Raw genomic sequence first — 21,611 nt, 5'->3', positions numbered from 1 at the left:
AGCCGCCGTCATGGCCACAGCCGTGACCCCACCGCCCCAGGCACCCGAGTCACCGACAGCACGCGGCCCCCGCCGCACGGGTGCGACACCACGCCGTCTGCCGTACCTGCTGATCGCGCCCGCCGGGCTGCTGATGCTGGGCTTCATCGCGTACCCCGTGCTCAGCGTCTTCTACTACAGCCTGCAGCACTACAACCCCACGAAGCCCTGGCGGAACGGATTCGCGGGCTTCGACAACTTCACCCGGATCTTCACCGACGACCCGCACTTCTGGGGGACGCTGACCTTCAGCCTGAAGTGGGTCGCCGTGGAGGTGACCCTGCAGCTGCTGTTCGGGCTGGCGCTGGCCCTGATCGTCAACCAGACGTTCGTCGGCCGGGCGCTCGGGCGGGCGCTGGTCTTCTCGCCGTGGGCCGTGTCCGGGGTGCTGACCTCGGCGATCTGGGTGCTGCTCTACAACTCCCAGACGGGTATCACCCGTTATCTCGCGGACATGGGCATCGGGGAGTACGGCACGTCCTTGCTCTCGGACACCGCCACGGTCTTCCCGGCCGTCGTCGTGGCCGACCTCTGGCGCGGTGTGCCGTTCTTCGCGATCCTCATCCTCGCCGACCTCCAGTCCGTGCCGAAGGACCTGTACGAGGCGGCCGAGGTCGACGGGGCCGGCCGGCTGCGTCAGTTCCTCCACATCACGCTGCCGCACCTCAAGGACGCGATCATCCTTTCCACCCTGCTGCGGGCGGTGTGGGAGTTCAACAACGTGGACCTGCTCTACACCCTGACGGGCGGCGGCCCGGCGGGCGAGACCACGACCCTCCCGCTCTACATCGCCAACACCAGTGTCGACGCCCACAACTTCGGCTACGCGTCCGCCCTCACGACGGTGGCCTTCGTGATTCTTCTCTTCTGCTCGATGGTCTATCTGCGCCTGAGCAAGTTCGGAGGCGAGAGCAAGTGATCGTCCAGGACACCCCCACGGCGTCCGCCCGGCCCCAGGCCGAGGCCGCACCGCCCCCGCAGACGCCCTTCCGTGCCGCCGCCAGGCGCCGGCGCGCCTGGGACGAGGTCCCGCGCTGGCAGATCTATCTGCCGCTCGGTGTCTATCTCGTCTTCACCCTCGTCCCCTTCTACTGGATCCTGCTCTTCGCGCTCCGCCCGTCGGGCTCGACCTCACTCGTGCCGTGGCCGATGACCACGGAGCACTTCGAGAAGGTGTGGACCGAGCGCAGCTTCGCGACGTTCTTCGAGAACAGTCTGCTCATCGGTCTCGCGACGCTGGTGATGACGACGGTGGTCGCGCTCGCCGGCGGCTACGCCCTGGCCCGCTTCGACTTCCGGATCAAGAAGGGCTTCATGCTGGCCCTGCTGTGCTCCCAGTTCGTCCCGGGCGCGCTGCTGCTGGTCCCGCTGTTCCAGATCTTCGCCAACCTCAGCATGATCAACTCGCTGGGCAGCGTCATCATCGCGGAGACCGTCTTCCAGCTGCCGCTGTCCATGATCCTGATCAGCGGGTTCATCAAGAACGTGCCGTACTCGCTGGAGGAGGCCGCCTGGGTCGACGGCTGCAGCCGCTTCACCGCGTTCCGCATCGTCGTCCTGCCGCTGCTGCGCCCCGGTCTGGTCGCCGTCGGTTCCTTCGCCTTCGTCCACTCCTGGAACCACTTCCTGTTCGCGCTGATGTTCCTCAGCAGCCAGGAGAAGCAGACGATTCCGGTCGGCCTGAACACCCTGATGGGCGCGGACAGCGTCGACCTGGGCGCGCTCGCCGCGGGTGGTGTCATCGCGGCCCTGCCCGTCGTGATCGTCTTCGCCTTCATCCAGAAGTGGCTCGTCACCGGATTCAGCGCCGGGGCGGTGAAGGGGTGAGCACGCCGACCACTCCCTTCCCCGTCGTCCTCGCGGGCGCCCGCGGCCACGGCCGCTCCCACCTGCTCAACATCCGCCGGCTGGAGCGGATGGGCCTCGTACGCCTCGCCGGGATATGCGAACTGCGGCCGCTCGACGCCGAGGAGCTGGAGGGCTTCGGCACGCCCGAGCAGTCCGCCGACTTCGACGCGCTGCTCGCCTCGACGGGCGCCCGGATCGCGGTCGTGTGCACACCGATCCAGACGCACACCGACCTGGCCCTGATCGCCGCCCGGCACGGAGCGCATCTGCTGCTGGAGAAGCCCCCGGCGCCCTCGTTCGCGGAGTTCCGGCGGATGGCCGACGGGGTGGCCGCCGCCGGGGTGGCCTGCCAGATCGGCTTCCAGTCGCTCGGCTCGCACGCCGTGCCCGCCGTACGGCGGCTCGTCGAGGAGGGCGCGATCGGTGAGCTGCTCGGGGTCGGCGGGGCCGGCGCCTGGGTCCGGGACGAGGCGTACTTCCGCCGCGCGCCCTGGGCGGGCCGCCGTCGCCTGGACGGGGTGGACGTCGTCGACGGCGCCCTGACCAATCCGCTCGCCCATGCCGTCGCCACCGCGCTCGCCCTGGCCGGCAGCACGCGTGCCGAGGACGTGGAGCACATCGAGACGGAGCTGCTGCGGGCGAACGCGATCGAGTCCGACGACACCTCGTGCGTCCGGGTGCTCACGACCCGGGGCACCCAGGTCAGCGTGGCCGCGACGCTCTGTGCCGAGAGGCCCTCGGATCCGTACGTCGTCGTGCACGGCAGCCGGGGCCGGATCACCTTCTGGTACAAGCAGGACCGCGTGCTGCTCCAGCGGGCCGGACACGGCCCGGAGGAGTCGGTCCACGGGCTGACCAACCTCCTGGAGAACCTCGTCTCCCATCTCACGGACGGCACGGAGCTGCTCGTACCGCCGGAGGCGACCGGCGCGTTCATGCGGGTCGTCGAGGCCGTCCGGCTGGCGCCCGCCCCGGTCGAACTCCCGGCCGAGGCATGGCGCACCGAGCCGGGCGAGAGCGCGCCGCGCCGGGTCGTGCCCGGCGTCGACGGGATGGTCGCGGCGAGCGCCGACACCCTCAGCCTCTACTCCGAGCTCGGTGCCCCCTGGGCCCTGACCCCGAAGGTGGACTCCCGATGAATCCCGCGATGGTCCTGCGCATCGCCAGCCACACGGTGGCGCGGTACGTGCTCCACCCCGAGCTGGCCCCCGGCCACTCCCCCCGCCCCTATCTGCATCCGGTCTCCACCCTGTCCGGCGTCCCCGTCACCGAGCAGCTGCCGGAGGACCATCCGCACCACCTCGGTGCGGGGGTCGCCGTCCCCGACGTGGCCGGCTTCAACTTCTGGGGCGGCCGCACCTTCGTCCGGGACCAGGGGCCCACCGCGCTCGACAACCACGGCGTCCAGCGGCACGAGGGCTTCAAACTGCGTGACCCGGACGGGTTCGTGGAGGAGCTGAGCTGGGTCGCCGGCGAGCGCGTCCTGCTCCGTGAGCACCGCACGGTCGCCGCCGTCCCGCTCACGGACGGCGCCTGGGGCCTGGACCTCACCTTCTCGCTGACGAACGCGACGGACGAGGAGCTGTCCATCGGCAGCCCGGCCACCAACGGCCGGCCGGGCGCGGCCTACGGCGGCTTCTTCTGGCGGGCCCCGCTGGAGAGCGCGCCGCCGGAGGTCTTCGGCGCGGACGCGGAGGGCGAGCGGGCCGTGCACGGTGCCCGGGCCGACTGGGTCGCGCTCGCGGGTCAGGGCTGGACGCTGGTCTTCGCCGGCGCCACCGAGGAGACCCGCCGGGACCCGTGGTTCGTGCGCGCCGCCGAGTACCCGGGGGTGGGCTCCTCGCTCGCCTCCGCGGAGCGGCTGCGCGTCGCGGCCGGCGGGACGGTCGTACGCCGGGTGGTCACCGTCGTCGCCGACGGCCGGCTCGACCGGGACGCGGCAGCGGCCCTGGTACGCAAGGCGGTGACGGGATGACGGGCCGTGAAAGCGCCTGGCCGAGCGGCGACCTGGGGGACGGGACGTACCGCAACCCGGTCCTGGCCGCCGACTGGTCCGACCCGGACGTGGTGCGGGTCGGGGAGGACTACTACCTGACCGCCTCCAGCTTCGGCCGCGCGCCGGGACTGCCGCTCCTCCACTCCCGCGACCTCGTCAACTGGCGGCTGGTCGGGCACGCCCTGGAGCGTCTGCTGCCGGAGGCCTCCTACGCCTCTCCCCGGCACGACGGGGGCGTCTGGGCTCCGTCGCTGCGCCACCACGACGGCCGGTTCTGGATCTTCTGGGGCGACCCCGACCACGGCATCTGGCAGACCAACTCCCCTTCCGTACGCGGCGAGTGGACCACCCCTCATCTGGTGAAGGCGGGCCGGGGGCTGATCGACCCCTGTCCGCTGTGGGACGAGGAGACGGGCGAGGCGTACCTCGTGCACGCCTGGGCCAAATCCCGCTCGGGGATCAACAACCGGCTGACCGGTCACCGGATGAGCGCCGACGGCACCGAGCTCCTCGACGAGGGGAAGACGATCGTCGACGCGGACCGCGTCCCCGGCTGGTTCACCCTCGAAGGTCCGAAGGCGTACCGGCACGACGGCTGGTTCTGGATCCTCGCTCCCGCCGGCGGCGTGGCCACGGGCTGGCAGGGCGCCTTCCGGTCCCGTGACTTCTTCGGACCGTACGAGGAGCGGGTCGTCCTGGAGCAGGGCGGGACGGACGTCAACGGGCCGCATCAGGGCGGCTGGGTGCGCACCGGGCCGGGCGAGGACTGGTTCCTGCACTTCCAGCAGCGCGGAGCGTACGGCCGGGTGGTCCATCTGCAGCCGATGCGCTGGGACGAGGAGGGCTGGCCGGTCCTCGGCGACGAGGGCGTCCCGGTCCTCGTCCATCCGAAGCCGGCGCTGCCCCGGCAGGCGCCGTCCGTTCCCGCGGCCGACGACGACTTCCCCGGAGGCCGGTTCGGGCGCCAGTGGCAGTGGACGGCCAACCCGCGGGAGGGGTGGACGACCCAGCACTCCTCCGACGGCCTGCGGCTGAACTGCGGCCGCGCGGAGGACGCCGACGATCTGCGCGCCCTCCCGCACGTCCTGACCCAGCGGCTGCCCGCCCACCCGTGCGCCGTCGAGGTCGAGCTGCGGCTCGACAGCGAGGAGCCGGGCGCCCGCGCGGGGCTCGCGGTGCTGGGTGACGCCTACACCTGGATCGGGCTGGAGCGCGGGCCGGACGGCGCCGTCCGGCTGGTGCACCGGTTCGCGCCCGTCTCGGCCGAGCGGGAACGGGACGCGGCCCCTCCGCGGCCCGCCCCCGAGGGACAGGCCCGGCTGAGGATCGAGATCGGCCCGGGAGCCCGCTGCCGCTTCTCGTACCGCACGAGCGACACGGACGCCCCGAGCGCCACGGGCGCGGCAAGCGCCACGGGCGCGGCAAGCGTCCCGGGCGCCACGGCCGGTGGGTCCGTGTCCCCCGACCGGCCGGCCGACGGGTTCACGCCCTCCGGCCAGGTCTTCGCCGCCACGCCCTGGCGCTGGGTCGGCGCCCTGCTCGGCCTGTTCGCCACCGCTCCGACGGGCACGGGCCCCGCCGGAACGGCCGTCTTCACCACCTTCCGTATCACCCCGAGTGAGATCCCCCCGAGAGAAGAGAGCCGACGATGACCATCTTCCGCAACGGCAGGCGCAGAGCCGCCGCCGCCCTCGCCCTGACCACCGTCCTCGCGCTGACCGTCACCGCCTGCGGCGACGACGGCAGCGGCGCCGCAGGCGACAAGGGCAACGAGGGCTCGGGCAAGGGAGAGATCACCTTCTGGGACAACAACGGCGGTGTCCGCACCGACGTCTGGAAGGAGATCATCAAGGACTTCGAGAAGGCGAACCCCGACATCAAGGTGACGTACGTCGGGATCGCCTCCACCGAGGTGCAGTCCAAGTACGACACCGCCATCCAGGGCGGCGGCCTGCCGGACGTCGGCGGCGTCGGGGCCGCGATGCTCGCCGGCATCGCCGCGCAGAACGCCCTGGAGCCCCTCGACGCGCGGCTGGAGTCCAGCACGCTGAAGGGCAAGCTGAACGCGGGCATGGTCGAGAGCGTGAAGTCGGCCGGCGGGCAGGGCAAGCTGTTCACCGTTCCCACCTCGGCGAGCAACGGCGTCCTCTACTACCGCACCGACCTGTTCGAGGCGGCCGGTCTGGAGGAGCCCACCACCTGGTCGAAGTTCTACACCGCCGCGGACAAGCTCACCGCCAAGGACAAGAACCGGTTCGGCTACACCATCCGCGGCGGCTCGGGCTCCATCGCCCAGGCCCTCGACGCGATGTACGGCCAGAGCGGCATCACCAGCTTCTGGAACGGCGACAAGACCACTGTCAACGACCCGAAGAACGTGGCGGCCCTGGAGAAGTACGTCGGTCTCTTCAAGAAGAACACCCCGGCGGCCGACGTCAACAACGACTTCACCAAGATGGTCGCCCAGTGGGACAGCGGCGAGATCGGCATGCTCAACCACAACCTGGGTTCGTACAAGGACCATGTGAAGGCCCTGGGAACCGAGAAGTTCCGCGGCATCCCGAACCCGACGACCGACGACGGCACCCGCGTCCAGGTGTCCAACCCGGTGGACGGCCTGGGGCTGTTCTCCTCCAGCAAGAACAAGGCCGCGGCCTGGAAGTTCATCGAGTTCGCCGCCTCGCACCAGTCCAACAGCAAGTGGAACGAGTCGGCGGGTGCCATCCCGGCCAACACGGAGGCGGCGAAGGACGCCTGGATCCAGAAGGCCGAGCCCACCAAGCTCGCCGCCGAGGTGCTGTTCAGCGGCAAGGCGCAGATCGTGCAGCTGCCGTACTACCTGCCGGACTGGAACACCATCTCCAAGGCCGACAACGAGCCGGCCTTCCAGAAGGTGCTGCTGGGCAAGTCCACCGCCAAGGAGTTCCTGGACAGCCTGGCCGAGCAGCTCAACACGGCGCAGGCCGAGTGGAAGTCGCAGAAGAAGTGACGACCGGTCCGACCCGCCGTCAGGTGGTCGCGGCCGGGGCGGGCCTCGCGCTCGCCCTGGGCGCGGCCCCCGCCGCGGCGGCTTTCCCCCGAGGACACCACGGCATGCGCACGCTGTACATCGCCGGTGATTCCACCGCCGCCCAGAAGTACGCCGACGCCGCGCCCGAGACGGGGTGGGGCATGGCGCTCCCCTTCTTCCTCCACCGGGACCTCGCGGTCGCCAACCACGCGATCAACGGCCGCAGCACGAAGAGCTTCCTCGACGAGGGCCGTCTGGACGCGATCCTGGAGGAGATCCGGCCCGGCGACCTCCTGCTGATCCAGTTCGGTCACAACGACCAGAAGATCACCGACCCGACCCGCTACACCGAGCCCTGGACCACCTACCAGGACAATCTGCGCCGGTACATCGCCGGGGCGCGGGAACGGGGCGCGGTGCCCGTGCTCGCCACCTCCGTCGAGCGGCGGAAGTTCGACCCGAACGGCACGGCCCTGAAGACCCTCGGCGAGTACCCGGCCTCGATGCGGGAGGTGGCCCGGGACGAGGGGGTCGCGCTCCTCGACATCCAGGAACTCTCCCTGGCGCTGTGGCAGAAGCTCGGTCCGGAGACGACGAAGACGTACTTCAACTGGACGCCGGCCGAGCAGGACAACACGCACTTCAACCCGCCGGGCGCGATCGCCGTGGCCCGGCTGGTCGCGGCCGAGCTGCTGCACACCCGCGTCCTCGCGCCGGGCGACACGCGCCGGCTCGACGACGAGATCCCCACGCGGTGGATCACCTGGCCCGTATCCGAGGAGACCCGAACATGAGACACACGCGTCTGTGGGCGTTGGGCGCCACCGCCCTCGTCCTGAGCGTGACCGCTCCCACCGCGGCGGCCGACGCCGCCCACGCCGTACCCGATCCGGCCCGCCGGACGCTGCCGGCCGGTGACGGCTGGGGGTCCGACGGTACGGGCACGAGCGGCGGGGCGGCGGCCGACGCCTCCCGCGTCTTCACCGTGACGACCTGGGAGGAGTTCCGCGCGGCGCTCGCCGTCGAGGGCACCGAGCCCCGGATCGTCAGGGTCGTCGGCACGCTGAACGCCACGGCCGCGGGCTGCGCGGCCTTCGCCGCCCCCGGCTACGACTTCGGCCGGTACCTCGCCGACTACGACCCGGCGGTCTGGGGCTACGAGAAGGAGGTCAGCGGCCCTCAGGAGGACCTGCGGGCGGCGTCCGCCACCGCCCAGGGCAAGGCGATCAAGGCGTACGTCCCCGCCAACACCACCGTCATCGGGGTCGGCAGGAACGCCGGCATCACCGGCGGCAGCCTGCAGATACAGGGCGTCGACAACGTCATCGTCCGGAATCTGACCATGGAGAGCCCGCTCGACTGCTTCCCGCAGTGGGACCCGACGGACGGGGCGACGGGCGCGTGGAACTCCGAGTACGACAGCATGGTCGTGTACGGCTCCACCCATGTGTGGATCGACCACAACACGTTCACGGACGGCGCCCACCCGGACAGCTCCCTGCCCCGGCACTACGGCGAGATCTACCAGCAGCACGACGGTGAACTGGACATCGTGCGCGGCGCGGACCTCGTCACCGCGTCGTGGAACGTCTTCGCCGACCACGACAAGACGCTGATGATCGGCAACAGCGACAGCGCGGGCGCGACCGACCGCGGCAAGCTGCGGGTCACGCTGCACCACAACCTCTTCAAGAACGTGATCGAGCGGGCCCCCCGGGTGCGCTTCGGCAAGGTCGACGCGTACAACAACCACTTCGTCGTCCCCCGTTCGGGATACGCGTACAGCCTCGGCATCGGGCAGGAGTCCCAACTCGTCGCGGAGAAGAACACGTTCACGCTGCCGGCGGGCGTCTCCGCCGGGGCGATCCTGAAGAAGTGGAAGGACGCCCCGGTCACGACGGCGGGCAACCTCGTCAACGGCCGGGCCGTCGATCTGCTCGCGGTCCACAACGCCGAGTTCCCGGGCGAGATCCTGCGTGACGGCGCCGGCTGGACGCCGGTGCTGCGCGGCCGGGTCGACGTCCCGCAGGCCGTGCCGGGCCTGGTCGGCCACCGCGCGGGCGCGGGCCGACTGCGCTGACGTTCCGCACCGGAGGCGGGGGCGGGCCCACCCGTACGGGCGTGTCCGCCCCGTCTCCTGTCCCTCCCTCCGTACCCCCTCCCCAGCGAAGGATTGTTGTCATGTCTCCATCACACCCCTCGATCGGGCGCCGGGCGCTGCTCGTCGCGGGCGCCGGCGCGGCCCTGTCCGCCGGCCTGGCCTCCACACCTTCGGCGGCGAGGCCCCGCGCGCCTTTCGGCCGGTTCGGGTCGCCCGCCGCCCGGCGCGACGCGCGCACGCTGTACGTCCACCCAGGCGGCCTCGGCGATCACACCAGCGTCCAGGCGGCGGTGAACGCCGCGAGCGGCGGCGGCTGGACGCTGGTCATCGCGCCCGGCACCTACCGGGAGACCGTCGCCGTCAGCGCGGCCCGCACCGGGATGACCTGGATCGGCGCGAGCGAGGAACCGCGTGATGTCGTCGTCGTGTACGACAACGCGGCCGGTACGCCCCGCCCGGACGGCGGCACCTACGGCACGAGCGGCTCGGCGACCACCACCGTCCAGGCGGACGGCTTCACCGCCCGGTGGATCACCTTCGCCAACGACTTCCTCCGCACGGACCTGCCGGGGAACCCCGGCACCCAGGCCGTCGCCCTCAAGGTCCAGGGCGACCGGTCCGCCTTCTTCCACTGCCGGTTCCTCGGCCATCAGGACACGCTCTACGCCGACTCGACGGCCCTGTCCGCCTTCGCCCGCCAGTACTTCGCGCACTGCTACGTCGAGGGTGACGTCGACTTCGTCTTCGGCCGGGCGACCGCGGTCTTCGAGCACTGCCACTTCCGTACGCTGCTGCGCACCGACCTCGCGTCCGCCCCGCACGGCTTCGTCTTCGCCCCGTCCACGGCCGGCGCCAACCCCCACGGCTTCCTGGCCGTCCGCTGCCGGGTGACCAGCGAGGCACCCGACGGCTACTACAAGCTCGCCCGCCCCTGGGTCCCGAGCTCGGACACGACCGCCTGGCCGTCCCTGGTCGTACGCGACAGCGTGCTCGGCCCGGGGATCGACGCCGCAGCGCCGTACGCGAACATGCGGGACGCCTACCCGTGGCAGTCCCAGCGCTTCGCCGAACACCACAACACGGGCCCCGGCGCGCGGATCCTCGTCCCGGAGAACCGGCCCCAGCTCAGCGTCTCCGAGGCCGCCTCGGCGACCAAGGCGACCTACCTCGCCGGCTGGACCCCCTCCCCCGCCTGCTCCTAGGTGTATTGCGAAAGTCCCGCCCGGCCCTGCTTTCGTTACACGCCTCAGGGCGCGAAGTCGCCGCGCACGGTGCTCTCCTCGCCGTGGGCGTCCGTCGCCGTGATCATGTACGCGTCCCCGGAGGCGTCCCGGGCACCCTCGGCGTGGTTGTACTGTCCGGCGAAGACGTGGCTGCCGGGCGGGACCGTGCGGCCCGCGGCGAGGGTCCAGCGGTAGACGAGTGCCGTGGGCTCCTCCCGTACCGAGACCGTGAAGTCCTGGGCGGGGCGGGTGCGCCAGTGACCCGTGCTCGCGACGCCGCCGGTGCGGGCGATGCGGAGTTCCACGACGAGGGCCGTCAGCGGGGCGGACGCGGTGACGGTGACATTGCTCTGCGCCCACCAGCGGTTGCTGCCCGGATCGATCGTGCCGGCGGCCCGGAGGGGGTGCGGCGACGGCGTGGTGGCGGCCGGGGCGGGGCTGCGGTGGAGGACGGTCGCGGTGACCGCACCGAGGGTGAGGACGCCGGCGACGGCGCACGCCACCGCGACGCTCCTCGCCCACCGGCTCATCGGCCGCCGGCGGCGGACGGGGGCGGGGGCTGGCTCCGCCATGCCGCGTTCGACGCGGGCGAGGATACGGGCGCGGTCCGGCCGGTGGGCGTCGGCCGCCTCGCGCAGCTGCCGGCGCAGCCCGGCGTCGTCCATCACTTCCTCCCTCCGAGCAGCTCGGTGGCGGCCCGCGGGCCGAGGAGCGACTGCAGTTCCGCCATACCCTTGGACGTCTGGCTCTTGACCGTACCGACCGAGACGCCGAGGGCGAGCGCGGTGTCCCGTTCCGACAGGTCGAAGGCGTGGCGCAGGACGACACAGGCGCGTTTGCGGAACGGCAGGGCGCGCAGCGCGGTCTGGACGTCGACGACGACGGGGACGTCCGGGTCGTCGACGCGCTCGGAGCGCCGGTCCCAGAAGAGCGCGATGCGGCGGCGCTCGCGTACGGCGCCCCGGATGCGGCTGCGGACGAGGTTGGCGACGACGCCCCGGGCGTAGGCGACGGGGTGGTCCGCGGCGCGCACCCGGTCCCAGCGGTGCCAGAGCGCGACCATCGCGTCGGCCGCGAGATCGTCGGCGACGTCCGGCTCTCCGGTCAGCATGTGAGCGAGCCGGGCGAGTTCGGCGTAGTGGCGCTCGAAGAATGCGTGGAACTCCGTGGCGGGGTCATCGACGGTTATGCCCACGGCGTGCTCCATCGGTGCGGGCGGGCGGCGTGGCGGCGGCCTGGCCCGAGCTGCCCCGGACGGTCAGTTCCGGGGCGATCAGAACGGTGCCGGGGGGTTCCTGGCCGTCGAGGTGGGCGACGAGGCGTTCGACCGCGCGCCGCCCCATCTCCTGGGCGGGGATACCGACGGCGGTGAGGGGTACGGACGCCTGGGCGGCCACCTGGCCGGCGCAGACGGCGACGACGGAGATGTCCTCCGGTACGGCGAGGCCCTGTTGGCGCAGCACGGCGAGGAGGGGTTCCACGGCGGCCTCGTTCTGCACGACGAGGGCGGTGGTGGCGGGGCGTTCCTCGAAGATCCGGCCGAGGGTGGCGGCGACGGCCGCGTACGTGCCGTCGCAGGGGCGGTGGAGCAGGCCGACGTCGTGCTTCGCCGCCGCCGCGCGCAGCCCGGTCAGGGTGCGCTCCGCGAAGCCGGTTCCCCGTGCGTAGACGGCGGGGGGTTCACCGAGCACGGCGATCTGCCGGTGGCCGAGGGCGGCGAGGTGGTCGACGCAGCGGGCGCCGGCCGCCGCGAAGTCGAGGTCGACGCAGCTCAGTCCGGTGGGATCGGCGGGCAGTCCGACGAGCACGGCGGGCCGTTCGGCCTGCCGCAGGTGGGGCAGTCGGGGGTCGTCGAGTTCCACGTCCATCACGATCATGGCGTCGGCGAGGGCGCTGCCCTCGACCCGGCGGACGGCCTCGGGTCCCTCCTCGCCGGTGAGGAGCAGGACGTCGTAGCCGTGTGTGCGGGCCGTGGTGGTGACGGCCATGGCGATCTCCATCATCACCGGCAGGTACAGGTCGGTGCGCAGCGGCATCATCAGGGCGAGGATCTGGGTGCGGCTGCTCGCCAGGGCCCGGGCGCCGGCGTGCGGCCGGTAGCCCAGTTCCTCGATGCTCCGCTGGATGCGTTCGCGGGTGGTCGTGGAGATGGACCGCTTGCCGCTGAGCACGTAGCTGACGGTGCTGGCCGACACTCCGGCGTGGCGGGCGACATCGGCGAGGGTGACCATTGACTTCTCCGCGGCAGTTTCCGGGCGCGACGACGATGTCTGCCCGACGCTTGGCCTCCGACCCTAAGCGGCAGCTCAGCGGCGTGTCCAGACGGCTGGGGGCGGGGGGGCGGGCACCCCGAGGACACCCTCTCAGCCGGCGAAGGGCGTGCCGGGCAGCCCCTGGCCGGCGTCGGGCAGGACGAGGAGGGATCCGGAGAGCGGGGCCGGGTCCGTGAGGCCGGTGCGGGCCGTCGTGATGTAGAGGTCGCGCAGGCCGGGTCCGCCGAAGGCGCACGCGGTGGGGCGGGGCACCGGCAGGTGGACGGTGCGGTCGAGGGTGCCGCGTGGCGTGTAGCGGCGGAGCTGTCCGCCGTCCCAGAGGGCGACCCAGACGCAGCCCTCGGCGTCGACGGTGAGTCCGTCGGGGAAGCCGGCGCCGGGCTCGACGGTGGCGAACTCCGCGCGTTCGACGACCTGTCCGTCCTCGACGCGCAGGGTGTCGATCCGTCGGGTGGGGGTGTCGATGTAGTACGTGAGGGCGGCGTCGGCCGTCCATCCGATGCCGTTGCTGACGGTGACGGAGCCGAGGAGCGTGGTGGCGGTGCCGTCGGGGGCCACACGGACGAGGTTCCCGCCGCCGGGTGCCTCGTCGTACCGCATGGTGCCCGCCCACAGGCTGCCGTCCGGGGCGACGGCCGCGTCGTTGCCCCGGCGGCCCGGCAGGGGGTCGTGGCGCAGCCAGGAGAACGCGCCGTCGGGTGCGTACAGACCTATGCCGTCCCTGAGGTTGGCCACGAGGCCGCCGTCCGCGCGGGGTTTGGCCGCGCCGATGTGCTGGTCGACGGAGGTGAGGGAGCGACGGCCGCTGTCGGGCTCGTAGGTGTGGAGCCGGCGGCCGAGGATGTCGACCCAGATCAGCCGGGCGCCGGCCGGGTCCCAGGTGGGCCCTTCGCCGAGCTGGGCGCTCTCCCGTACGGCGATCTCGGGTGTCATCGGGCGGTCCGGTGGCCGAGCCGCAGCGACAGGTCGTCCGCTCCCTTCGCGGCGAGCGCGGCCAGTTCGCGCTCGCGCTCCTCGCTCCAGCGGATGACGGGAACGGAGACGGACAGGGCGGCGACGACCCGGCCGGAGCTGTCCCGTACGGGTGCGGCGACGCAGCTGACGTCGGGGTTGGACTCGCGGTGCTCGGTGGCGCTGCCCCGGGCGCGGATCGCGGCCAGGGCGGTGCGCAGGGCGTCGGGGTCGGTGATGCTGTGGGGTGTCATACGGGCCAGCTCGCGGCCGTCGACGCGGGCGTCGAACTCCTCCTCGGGGAGGTGGGCGAGCAGCAGCTTGCCGACGGCGGTGCAGTGGGCGGGCAGGCGGCGGCCCGCCGCGGAGACCATGCGGACGGCGTGGGTGGAGTCGACCTTGGCGATGTAGATGACGTCCAGGTCCTCCAGGAGGGCGACGTGGACGGTCTCGTCGCAGGTGTCGGCGATCTCGCGGGCGACGGCCTGGCCTTCGGCGGCGAGGTCGAGCTGTTCGGCGTAGCGGCTTCCGAGCTGGTAGGTGCGCACGCCGAGCCGGTAGCGGCCGGGCTGCTGCGGCACCGGCGTCAGGTAGTTGCGCGCGGCGAGGGTGGTGATCAGTTCGTGCGTGGTGGTGCGCGGGAGCTGGAGCTTGCGGGTGATCTCGGGGGCGGAAAGTGATCCGTCGCCCTCCAGGAACAGTTCCAGGATGTCGAAGGCCCTGGTCACCGCGGGAACGAGACGTCCCATGCCGTCCACCCACCCCTCTTCGTTCGAGATCCCGATCAGTGATCGGTATGGCGAACACAGGCTAACCACACGGTCGTTCGCGCGGCAATGGGGGTGCACGGCCATTGACAGCCGGCGAGGCGCTGTTTACGGTCACGCCACCATTTCGAACATGTGACGAAATCTCGAACGAGACAGGGAGCACCCGCCGTGCGCATCACGGGAATCACCACTCATGTCGTCGGCACCCCCTGGCGCAATCTCACCTATGTCCTGGTCCACACCGACGAGGGCCTCACGGGCGTCGGCGAGACACGCATGCTGGGCCGCACCGACGCCCTGGTCGGCTATCTCCGGGAGGCCGAGGCCAACCACATCGCGGGTTCCGACCCGTTCGCGGTCGAGGACCTCGTCCGGCGGATGAAGTACGGCGACTACGGGCGGGCCGGCGAGATCGTGATGTCCGGCATCGCGGTCGTCGAGATGGCCTGCTGGGACATCAAGGGCAAGGCGCTGGGCGTGCCGGTCTGGCAGCTGCTCGGCGGCAAGGTCACGGACCGCGTCAAGGCGTACGCCAACGGCTGGTACACCACCGAGCGGACGCCGGAGGCGTACCACAAGGCGGCACAGGAGGTGGTGGCCCGGGGCTACCGCGCACTGAAGATCGACCCGTTCGGCACGGGTCATCTGGAACTGGACGCCGGGGGAACGCGGTACGCGGTGTCGCTGATCGAGGCGGTGCGTGACGCGATCGGACCGGACACGGAACTGATGCTGGAGATGCACGGCCGGTTCTCACCCTCCACGGCGGTCCGGCTGGCGCGCGAGCTGGCGCCCTTCCGTCCGGCGTGGCTGGAGGAGCCGGTTCCGCCGGAGAACCTGAAGGCGCTGGAGAAGGTCGCCGCCAAGGTCGACATGCCGATCGCCACCGGCGAGCGCATCCACGACCGGATCGAGTTCCGGGAGCTGTTCGAGTCGCAGGCGGCCGACATCATCCAGCCGGATCTCGGGCACATCGGCGGCATTCTGGAGACCCGCAAGCTCGCGGCCACCGCCGAGACGCACTACATGCTCGTCGCACCGCACAACGTGGGCGGTTCGGTCCTCACCGCCGCCTCGCTGCAACTCGCCGCCTGTACGCCGAACTTCAAGATCCTGGAGCACTTCAACGACTTCGCGGACGCGGAGATCAAGAAGGTCGTGCGCGGCGCGCCCCAGGTCGACCCGGAGACGGGCTGCTTCGAGGTGTCGCACGCGCCGGGCCTCGGGGTGGAACTGGACGTGGACGCGGCGGCCGAATTCCCCCAGCAGCGGGCCCGTTTCGACCTCTGGGCCGAGGGCTGGGAGCGGAGGGCACCGAAGTGAGCCGCGCGATCGTCGTCGGGAAACCGGGCGAACACCATCTGGTGGTACGGGAGACGCCCGAGCCGGGCCCCGGCGAGGTGCGCGTCCGGGTGGCCGCGGCCGGTGTCTGCATGAGCGACCGGGAGGTGTACGACGGCCACCGCGACCCCGCCTATGTCCGCTACCCCGTCACCCCCGGCCATGAATGGTCCGGCACCGTGGAGGCGGTCGGCCCGGGTGTCGACGTCTCTCTGCTGGGGCGCGGATGCGTGGCGGAGGGCTTCCGCGCCTGCGGGACCTGCGAGCGGTGCCGTTGCGGCGAGACGAGCCTGTGCACGGCCGGGTACGCCGAGACCGGTTTCACCGAGCCGGGCGCGTTCGCCGACCATGTGGTCGTGCCGGCACGGCTGTTGCACCTTCTGCGCGAGGACGCGGATCTGCGCGCCGCCGCGCTCCTCGAGCCGGCGGCCGTGGTGGCCGCCGCCGTCCGCGCCGGGCGGCCCCGCCCCGGCGAGCGGGTGGCCGTCGTCGGCGCCGGCACGCTGGGGCTGCTCGCGGTGCAGTGGCTCGCCGCGTCCTCGCCGGCCGAACTGACCGTCGTCGACCCGCGCGGCGCGCGAGGCGAGCAGGCGTTGCGGCACGGGGCGAGCGAGGCGCTGACCCCGGAGCAGGCCGAGGCGGCGGCCGGCCGCTTCGACCTGGTGGTGGAGACGGCCGGGGCGTCGTCCACGGCCGCCGCCTCCTGCCTGCTGGCCCGCAGGGGAGGCCGGGTCGTCCTGACGGGGATGTTCACGCCCGGGGCGATCGGTATCGATCCCGTCCATCTCTCGCTCAGCCAGCTGGAGATCCGGAGCGTCTTCGGGGCGCCGTCCGCCGCCTGGGCGGACGCGGTACGGGCCTTCGGTCTCGGGCTGCTCGATCCGGCGCCGCTGATCAGCCATGAGTTCCCGCTCGAACGGTTCGAGGAGGCCGTCGCCCTGGTCGGCGGCGGCGATCCCCGGACCGGCAAGGTGCTGCTGCGCCCCTGACCGGGCGCCGCGACGACCCGTACGGCGGTACGGAAGCCCCGCTCGGACCCGCACCGCGGGTGCCGAGCCACTCCGCACCACGGAGGTCCCCGGTGACTCCGCACCACGGAAGCCCCCGGTGACCCCGTACCGCCGTACACCCCACGTTCCGGACGTCGTCCGGTATTTCGAACAGAGGAGTCCTGTGCCCACGTCCTCCGCCCCCCGCCGCCCCGGCGCCGCCGCGCTCGCCGGGATCGGACATCCCGTGCCGCCGTCGGACCCGGCCGAGACCTCGCCGCACACCTTTCCGGACGGCGGCGCCTGGCGGACCGAGATCCCCTCCGTCGAAGGGCCGGAGGCGCTGGCTGCCGTCCTGAAGGAGAGCTCCCGGCTCGACGTGCCCGTCCACCGCATCAGCCAGGGCAGCGGCGTCTGGATGCTCACGGACGACGAGATCACCGAGATGGTGGGTGCCTGCGCCGAACGGAACGTCGAACTCTGCCTGTTCACCGGGCCGCGCGGCAGCTGGGACATCGGCGCCGCCACCCGCACCGACTCCGGCGGAGCCGGGCTGCGCGCCCGGGGGCACGACGCGCTCGCCGGCTGCGTGGAGGACGCCCTGCGCGCCACGGGTCTGGGGGTCCGCTGTCTCCTGGTCGCCGACGAGGGCGTGCTGTGGACGCTGCACCGGCTGCGGGCCGCGGGCCTGCTGCCGGCCGACACCACACTCAAGGTCTCCGCGCTCATCGGCCCGGTCAACCCGGCCGCGTACGCGGTCCACGAGCACCTCGGGGCGGACTCCCTCAACATCCCCTCCGACCTCACCCTCACCCACCTCACCGAGATCCGCCGGGTCAGCCGCGCCCCGATGGACCTCTACATCGAGGCGCCCGACGACCTCGGCGGCTTCGTCCGGATGTACGAGACCGCCGAGCTGATCCGGCGCGGCGCCCCGCTCTACCTCAAGTTCGGCCTCAGCAGGTCCCCCGGCATCTACCCGTACGGGGCCCACCTGCGCGAGCACGCCCTGGCCACCGCACGCGAGCGGGTCCGGCGCGGGCGGCTCGTCCTCGATCTGCTGGCCCGGCACGGCGCCGACGGGGGCATGTCCCCGCTCGGCTCCCGGCTGCCGGGCGAGCTCCGGCGCTTCCCCACCCCCGAAGGGAACTGACCATGCGCACCCGCACCCTGCGCGCCGCGGCCGCGGCCGCGTTGCTCACCACCCTGCTGACCGCCTGCGGCCAGGAGGCCCGCGGCGGCAGCCGCTACCAGCCCGACGCCGGCAAGGGCGGCACCATCGGGCTCGCCATGCCGACCAAGGCCTCGGAGCGGTGGATCGCCGACGGCGAGAACATGGCGAAGCAGTTCCGGCAGGCCGGCTACGACACCGATCTGCAGTACGGCGACGACAAGGTCGAGAACCAGATCGCCCAGATCGAGAACATGATCACCAAGGGGCGCCGGCTCCTGGTGATCGCCGCCATCGACGGCTCCGCCCTCACCGAGGTCCTCCAGCGCGCCCATGACGCGGGCATCCCGGTGATCTCCTACGACCGGCTCATCATGGGCACCGAGCACGTCGACTACTACGCCTCCTTCGACAACGAACGGGTCGGCGAGCTGGAGGCCCGGTACATCGTCGAGCGGCTGAAGCTGGGCGCGCCCGCCAAGGGCGCGGGCAAGCCGTACGACATCGAGCTGTTCGCCGGGTCGCCGGACGACAACAACACCCGGTACTTCTGGAACGGCGCCCTCAAGGTGCTGCGGCCGTACCTCGACAGCGGGCAGCTCGTCGTCCGCAGCGGCCAGACGAAGATGAACCAGGCGACCACGCTGCGCTGGGACGGTGGCACCGCGCAGAAGCGGATGGACGACCTGATCAGCAAGAACTACGGCGAGGAGAGCGTCGACGCGGTCCTCTCGCCGTACGACGGCATCTCCATCGGCATCATCTCCGCCCTCAAGAGCGCGGGTTACGGCACCGCGAGCCGGCCCCTGCCGATCGTGACCGGCCAGGACGCCGAGCTGGCCTCGGTCAAGTCCATCATCCGCGGGGAACAGACCCAGACCGTCTTCAAGGACACCCGCAAGCTGGCCGCGCGAGCGGTCGCCATGGGCGACGCCGTGCTGAACGGCAAGAAGCCCGAGGTCAACAACGTCAAGGACTACGACAACGGCAAGAAGACCGTACCGTCGTACCTGCTCGACCCGGTCAGCATCGACCGGTCGAACACCCAGCTGCTGGTCCGCGAGGGGTACTTCACCGCGGGACAGCTCTCGTGACCCGGCCGCCCGTGCTCGAGATGCGCGGCATCACCAAGACCTTCCCGGGCGTCACCGCGCTCAGCGACGTCGACCTGATCGTCCGCCCCGGCGAGATACACGCCCTGTGCGGGGAGAACGGTGCGGGCAAGTCGACTCTGATGAAGGTGCTCAGCGGCGTCCACCCGCACGGCAGTTACGCGGGAGAGATCCGCTTCGAGGGCGAACAGGTGTCCTTCAAGGACATCCGGGCCGGCGAGCGCCGGGGCATCGTGATTATCCATCAGGAGCTCGCGCTGGTCCCCCACCTGTCGATCGCCGAGAACATCTTCCTCGGCAACGAGCAGGCCCGGCGCGGCATCGTCGACTGGAACGACACCCTGCGCAGCGCCAAGCGCCTCCTCGAACGGGTCGGACTGCGCGAGAACCCGCACACCCCCGTCGCGGACCTCGGCGTCGGCAAGCAGCAGCTGGTGGAGATCGCCAAGGCGCTGTCCAAGGAGGTGAGGCTGCTCATCCTCGACGAGCCGACGGCGGCGCTCAACGACGAGGACAGCGCGAAGCTGCTCGAACTGATCCTGGAGCTGCGCGCGGAGGGCATCGCCTCCGTCGTCATCTCCCACAAGCTGAACGAGATCCGGCGGATCGCCGACACGGTGACCGTCCTCCGCGACGGCCGCACCATCGAGACCCTGCCCGTCCGGCCTGCCCCCGGCGCCGATCCGGACCTGTCGGAGGACCGGATCATCCGCGGCATGGTCGGCCGCGACCTCGACCACCGCTTCCCCGAACGGACCGTCTACGAGGGCGAGGACGCGGGCCGGGTGGCGCTGGAGGTGCGGGGCTGGACCGTACGCCATCCGGTCGACCACCGGCGCACGGTCGTCGACGACGTCTCGCTGACGGTGCGCCGGGGCGAGATCGTCGGGATCGCCGGTCTCATGGGGGCCGGGCGCACCGAACTCGCGATGTCGGTCTTCGGCCGTTCCTACGGACGGTACGTCGCGGGGACGGTGGAGATCGACGGCCGGGAGGCGTCGACCGGTGACGTCCCGGCCGCGATCGAGGCGGGTCTCGCCTACGTGACCGAGGACCGCAAGCGGTACGGGCTGCATCTGGACGACACCGTGCACCGCAACGTCTCGTTGCCCTCCCTCGCCGGGATGCGGCGGCGCGGAGCCGTCGACGAGCACCTCGAGCGCAAGGTCGCCGAGCGGTACCGCACCACCCTGAACATCCGGACGCCCACCGTGTTCGAGCAGGTCGGGCGGTTGTCCGGAGGCAATCAGCAGAAGGTCGTGCTGAGCAAGTGGATCCACGCCGACCCGCGCGTGCTCATCCTCGACGAGCCGACGCGGGGTATCGACGTCGGCGCCAAGTACGAGATCTACACCGTCATCGACCGGCTCGCGGCACAGGGCAAGGCCGTGCTGTTCATCTCCTCGGAGCTGCCGGAGCTCCTCGGGATGTGCGACCGGATCTACACGATGGCCGAGGGCCGGCTGACCGGTGAGGTCGCCCGCGCCGAGGCCACCCAGGAAACCTTGATGCGTCACATGACCATGAGCAGGAGCTGAGGCCCGCCATGACCACCACGACCCCCTCCGCGCAGGACACGGTGCCGCCGCGTCCGGCGCCCCCGTCGGCCGGCGCCCTGCTCGTGCGGACCCTGCGGGCGAACATGCGCCAGTACGGGATGCTCGTCGCGCTCGTCTTCCTCGTCGTCCTGTTCCAGATCTGGACCGACGGCACGCTGCTGCTGCCGAACAACGTCTCCAACCTCATCCAGCAGAACAGCTACATCCTCATCCTTGCCATGGGCATGATGATCGTCATCATCTCCGGGCACATCGATCTCTCCGTGGGCTCGCTGGCCGCCTTCGTGGGAGCGCTGTCCGCGGTGATGATGGTCCGCCACGACATGCCCTGGGTGCTGGCCCTCATCCTCTCCCTGCTGGTCGGAGCGGCCGCGGGCGCGTGGCAGGGGTACTTCATCGCGTATCTCGGCATCCCGTCGTTCATCGTGACCCTCGCGGGGATGCTCCTCTTCCGCGGCCTGACCCAGATCTTCCTCGAAGGCCGCTCCCTGGCGCCGTTCCCCGAGGGCTTCCAGAACCTCGCCAAGGGCTTCATCCCGGAGATGGGGCCGTACACCCAGTACCACAACCCGACCCTGCTCATCGGGCTCGTCACGGTCGTCTTCCTGCTGCTGCGGGAGTGGCGCGACCGGCGGCGGCAGACGGCGTACGAGCTCGACGTGCTGCCGACCGGCCTGTGGGTGCTGAAGTGCGTGGCCATGACGGCGGCGATCGTGGCCTTCACCCTCACCCTGGCGAGCTTCCACGGCGTCCCCGTCGTGATGCTCGTGCTGTGCGTGCTCCTGATCGGCCTGGGCTATGTGATGCGCAACGCGGTCGTCGGACGCCATGTGTACGCGCTCGGCGGCAACAAGGCGGCGGCGAAGCTCTCGGGCGTCAAGGACAAGCGCGTCACCTTCCTGGTCTTCGTGAACATGGGGGCCCTGGCGGCCCTGGCCGGCTGCGTGTACGCGGCGCGGCTGAACGCGGGCACGCCGCAGGCCGGCCTGAACTTCGAACTGGAGGCGATCGCGGCGGCGTTCATCGGCGGCGCCTCGATGAGCGGCGGCGTGGGCACGGTGACGGGCGCGGTGATCGGCGGGCTGGTGCTCGGCGTCCTGAACAACGGCATGTCGCTGGTCGGTATCGGCACGGACTACCAGCAGGTCATCAAGGGGCTCGTGCTGCTCGCGGCGGTCGGTTTCGACGTGTGGAACAAGCGCCGCGCGGGCCGCTAGGAAAGTCGGGT

At 71.7% G+C, this 21,611-nt stretch carries 20 protein-coding genes; 15 read left to right on the top strand and 5 right to left on the bottom strand.

Translation table 11 applies throughout. The features are described from left to right. Window positions 1–10 precede the first annotated feature (10 nt). The 9 genes from ACZ4VW_RS17510 to ACZ4VW_RS17470 all read left to right on the top strand — a co-directional run bounded on the left by ACZ4VW_RS17510 (window position 11) and on the right by ACZ4VW_RS17470 (window position 10,196). Entirely contained in the window at window positions 11–958 is a 948-nt protein-coding gene (locus ACZ4VW_RS17510) for a carbohydrate ABC transporter permease (RefSeq protein WP_467963157.1), read from the top strand. Continuing rightward, a complete protein-coding gene (locus ACZ4VW_RS17505) occupies window positions 958–1,866 on the top strand; it encodes a carbohydrate ABC transporter permease (protein ID WP_467963203.1) in 909 nt (302 codons plus the stop codon). Before ACZ4VW_RS17510 ends, ACZ4VW_RS17505 begins: the two co-directional genes overlap by 1 nt. Continuing rightward, entirely contained in the window at window positions 1,863–3,026 is a 1,164-nt protein-coding gene (locus tag ACZ4VW_RS17500) for a Gfo/Idh/MocA family protein (RefSeq protein WP_467963155.1), read from the top strand. Before ACZ4VW_RS17505 ends, ACZ4VW_RS17500 begins: the two co-directional genes overlap by 4 nt. Then, a complete protein-coding gene (locus tag ACZ4VW_RS17495; protein WP_467963153.1) occupies window positions 3,023–3,862 on the top strand; it encodes a DUF6807 domain-containing protein in 840 nt (279 codons plus the stop codon). Before ACZ4VW_RS17500 ends, ACZ4VW_RS17495 begins: the two co-directional genes overlap by 4 nt. After that, window positions 3,859–5,535 carry a glycoside hydrolase family 43 protein gene (locus tag ACZ4VW_RS17490; protein ID WP_467963151.1) on the top strand — a complete coding sequence of 559 codons (1,677 nt, stop codon included), beginning with the start codon at window positions 3,859–3,861 and terminating at the stop codon, window positions 5,533–5,535. The genes ACZ4VW_RS17495 and ACZ4VW_RS17490 overlap by 4 nt, the downstream gene beginning before the upstream one ends. Further along, the gene (locus ACZ4VW_RS17485; RefSeq protein ID WP_467963148.1) at window positions 5,532–6,872 is read left to right on the top strand and encodes an ABC transporter substrate-binding protein; all 1,341 of its coding nucleotides are present in this window, start codon (window positions 5,532–5,534) and stop codon (window positions 6,870–6,872) included. Before ACZ4VW_RS17490 ends, ACZ4VW_RS17485 begins: the two co-directional genes overlap by 4 nt. Next, window positions 6,869–7,687 carry a rhamnogalacturonan acetylesterase gene (locus ACZ4VW_RS17480; RefSeq protein WP_467963146.1) on the top strand — a complete coding sequence of 273 codons (819 nt, stop codon included), beginning with the start codon at window positions 6,869–6,871 and terminating at the stop codon, window positions 7,685–7,687. Before ACZ4VW_RS17485 ends, ACZ4VW_RS17480 begins: the two co-directional genes overlap by 4 nt. Continuing rightward, window positions 7,684–8,973, top strand: coding sequence for a pectate lyase family protein (locus tag ACZ4VW_RS17475; RefSeq protein ID WP_467963145.1), 1,290 nt, complete (start codon window positions 7,684–7,686; stop codon window positions 8,971–8,973). Before ACZ4VW_RS17480 ends, ACZ4VW_RS17475 begins: the two co-directional genes overlap by 4 nt. A gap of 101 nt (window positions 8,974–9,074) precedes the next feature. Continuing rightward, entirely contained in the window at window positions 9,075–10,196 is a 1,122-nt protein-coding gene (locus tag ACZ4VW_RS17470) for a pectinesterase family protein (RefSeq protein ID WP_467963144.1), read from the top strand. 44 nt (window positions 10,197–10,240) lie between these two features. Here ACZ4VW_RS17470 and ACZ4VW_RS17465 read toward each other — a convergent pair whose 3' ends face one another. From ACZ4VW_RS17465 to ACZ4VW_RS17445, 5 genes are all read right to left on the bottom strand, one after another. Next, window positions 10,241–10,882, bottom strand: a complete 642-nt coding sequence (locus ACZ4VW_RS17465) for a hypothetical protein (RefSeq protein WP_467963142.1) — start codon at window positions 10,880–10,882, stop codon at window positions 10,241–10,243. Beyond that, entirely contained in the window at window positions 10,882–11,412 is a 531-nt protein-coding gene (locus ACZ4VW_RS17460) for a SigE family RNA polymerase sigma factor (protein WP_467963140.1), read from the bottom strand. The genes ACZ4VW_RS17465 and ACZ4VW_RS17460 overlap by 1 nt, the downstream gene beginning before the upstream one ends. After that, window positions 11,393–12,448, bottom strand: coding sequence for a LacI family DNA-binding transcriptional regulator (locus tag ACZ4VW_RS17455; protein ID WP_467963138.1), 1,056 nt, complete (start codon window positions 12,446–12,448; stop codon window positions 11,393–11,395). The genes ACZ4VW_RS17460 and ACZ4VW_RS17455 overlap by 20 nt, the downstream gene beginning before the upstream one ends. Before the next feature lie 132 nt (window positions 12,449–12,580). Then, window positions 12,581–13,423 carry an SMP-30/gluconolactonase/LRE family protein gene (locus ACZ4VW_RS17450; protein WP_467963136.1) on the bottom strand — a complete coding sequence of 281 codons (843 nt, stop codon included), beginning with the start codon at window positions 13,421–13,423 and terminating at the stop codon, window positions 12,581–12,583. After that, window positions 13,420–14,190 (bottom strand): IclR family transcriptional regulator, encoded by a 771-nt coding sequence (locus tag ACZ4VW_RS17445; RefSeq protein WP_467963134.1) that lies wholly within the window; start codon window positions 14,188–14,190, stop codon window positions 13,420–13,422. Before ACZ4VW_RS17445 ends, ACZ4VW_RS17450 begins: the two co-directional genes overlap by 4 nt. 189 nt (window positions 14,191–14,379) lie before the next feature. Here ACZ4VW_RS17445 and ACZ4VW_RS17440 point away from each other — a divergent pair, with 189 nt between their 5' ends. The 6 genes from ACZ4VW_RS17440 to mmsB all read left to right on the top strand — a co-directional run bounded on the left by ACZ4VW_RS17440 (window position 14,380) and on the right by mmsB (window position 21,600). Continuing rightward, window positions 14,380–15,534, top strand: coding sequence for a mandelate racemase/muconate lactonizing enzyme family protein (locus ACZ4VW_RS17440; protein WP_467963132.1), 1,155 nt, complete (start codon window positions 14,380–14,382; stop codon window positions 15,532–15,534). Further along, window positions 15,531–16,541 carry a zinc-dependent alcohol dehydrogenase gene (locus ACZ4VW_RS17435; RefSeq protein WP_467963130.1) on the top strand — a complete coding sequence of 337 codons (1,011 nt, stop codon included), beginning with the start codon at window positions 15,531–15,533 and terminating at the stop codon, window positions 16,539–16,541. Before ACZ4VW_RS17440 ends, ACZ4VW_RS17435 begins: the two co-directional genes overlap by 4 nt. 184 nt (window positions 16,542–16,725) lie before the next feature. Further along, on the top strand, window positions 16,726–17,694 hold the full coding sequence (locus tag ACZ4VW_RS17430; protein ID WP_467963128.1) for a hypothetical protein: 969 nt from the start codon (window positions 16,726–16,728) through the stop codon (window positions 17,692–17,694). Between the two features lie 2 nt (window positions 17,695–17,696). Then, the gene (gene chvE, locus ACZ4VW_RS17425) at window positions 17,697–18,806 is read left to right on the top strand and encodes a multiple monosaccharide ABC transporter substrate-binding protein (protein ID WP_467963126.1); all 1,110 of its coding nucleotides are present in this window, start codon (window positions 17,697–17,699) and stop codon (window positions 18,804–18,806) included. Continuing rightward, window positions 18,803–20,362, top strand: coding sequence for a multiple monosaccharide ABC transporter ATP-binding protein (mmsA, locus tag ACZ4VW_RS17420; protein WP_467963124.1), 1,560 nt, complete (start codon window positions 18,803–18,805; stop codon window positions 20,360–20,362). The genes chvE and mmsA overlap by 4 nt, the downstream gene beginning before the upstream one ends. An 8-nt stretch (window positions 20,363–20,370) precedes the next feature. Then, window positions 20,371–21,600: a multiple monosaccharide ABC transporter permease gene (mmsB, locus tag ACZ4VW_RS17415; RefSeq protein WP_467963122.1), complete on the top strand. Its 1,230-nt coding sequence runs from the start codon at window positions 20,371–20,373 to the stop codon at window positions 21,598–21,600. The last annotated feature ends 11 nt before the right edge of the window (window positions 21,601–21,611 follow it).

Source organism: Streptomyces sp. NPDC029139 (genome assembly GCF_055564335.1).
This window is presented reverse-complemented; position numbering and strand designations above follow the sequence as displayed.

Coding starts and splice junctions, on each gene's coding strand:
- ACZ4VW_RS17495 (WP_467963153.1), top strand. CDS start 3,023: ATGAATCCCGCGATGGTCCTGCGCATCGCCAGCCACACGGTGGCGCGG.
- ACZ4VW_RS17510 (WP_467963157.1), top strand. CDS start 11: ATGGCCACAGCCGTGACCCCACCGCCCCAGGCACCCGAGTCACCGACA.
- ACZ4VW_RS17490 (WP_467963151.1), top strand. CDS start 3,859: ATGACGGGCCGTGAAAGCGCCTGGCCGAGCGGCGACCTGGGGGACGGG.
- ACZ4VW_RS17450 (WP_467963136.1), bottom strand. CDS start 13,423: ATGACACCCGAGATCGCCGTACGGGAGAGCGCCCAGCTCGGCGAAGGG.
- ACZ4VW_RS17465 (WP_467963142.1), bottom strand. CDS start 10,882: ATGGACGACGCCGGGCTGCGCCGGCAGCTGCGCGAGGCGGCCGACGCC.
- ACZ4VW_RS17485 (WP_467963148.1), top strand. CDS start 5,532: ATGACCATCTTCCGCAACGGCAGGCGCAGAGCCGCCGCCGCCCTCGCC.
- ACZ4VW_RS17470 (WP_467963144.1), top strand. CDS start 9,075: ATGTCTCCATCACACCCCTCGATCGGGCGCCGGGCGCTGCTCGTCGCG.
- ACZ4VW_RS17445 (WP_467963134.1), bottom strand. CDS start 14,190: ATGGGACGTCTCGTTCCCGCGGTGACCAGGGCCTTCGACATCCTGGAA.
- ACZ4VW_RS17455 (WP_467963138.1), bottom strand. CDS start 12,448: ATGGTCACCCTCGCCGATGTCGCCCGCCACGCCGGAGTGTCGGCCAGC.
- ACZ4VW_RS17475 (WP_467963145.1), top strand. CDS start 7,684: ATGAGACACACGCGTCTGTGGGCGTTGGGCGCCACCGCCCTCGTCCTG.
- chvE (WP_467963126.1), top strand. CDS start 17,697: ATGCGCACCCGCACCCTGCGCGCCGCGGCCGCGGCCGCGTTGCTCACC.
- mmsB (WP_467963122.1), top strand. CDS start 20,371: ATGACCACCACGACCCCCTCCGCGCAGGACACGGTGCCGCCGCGTCCG.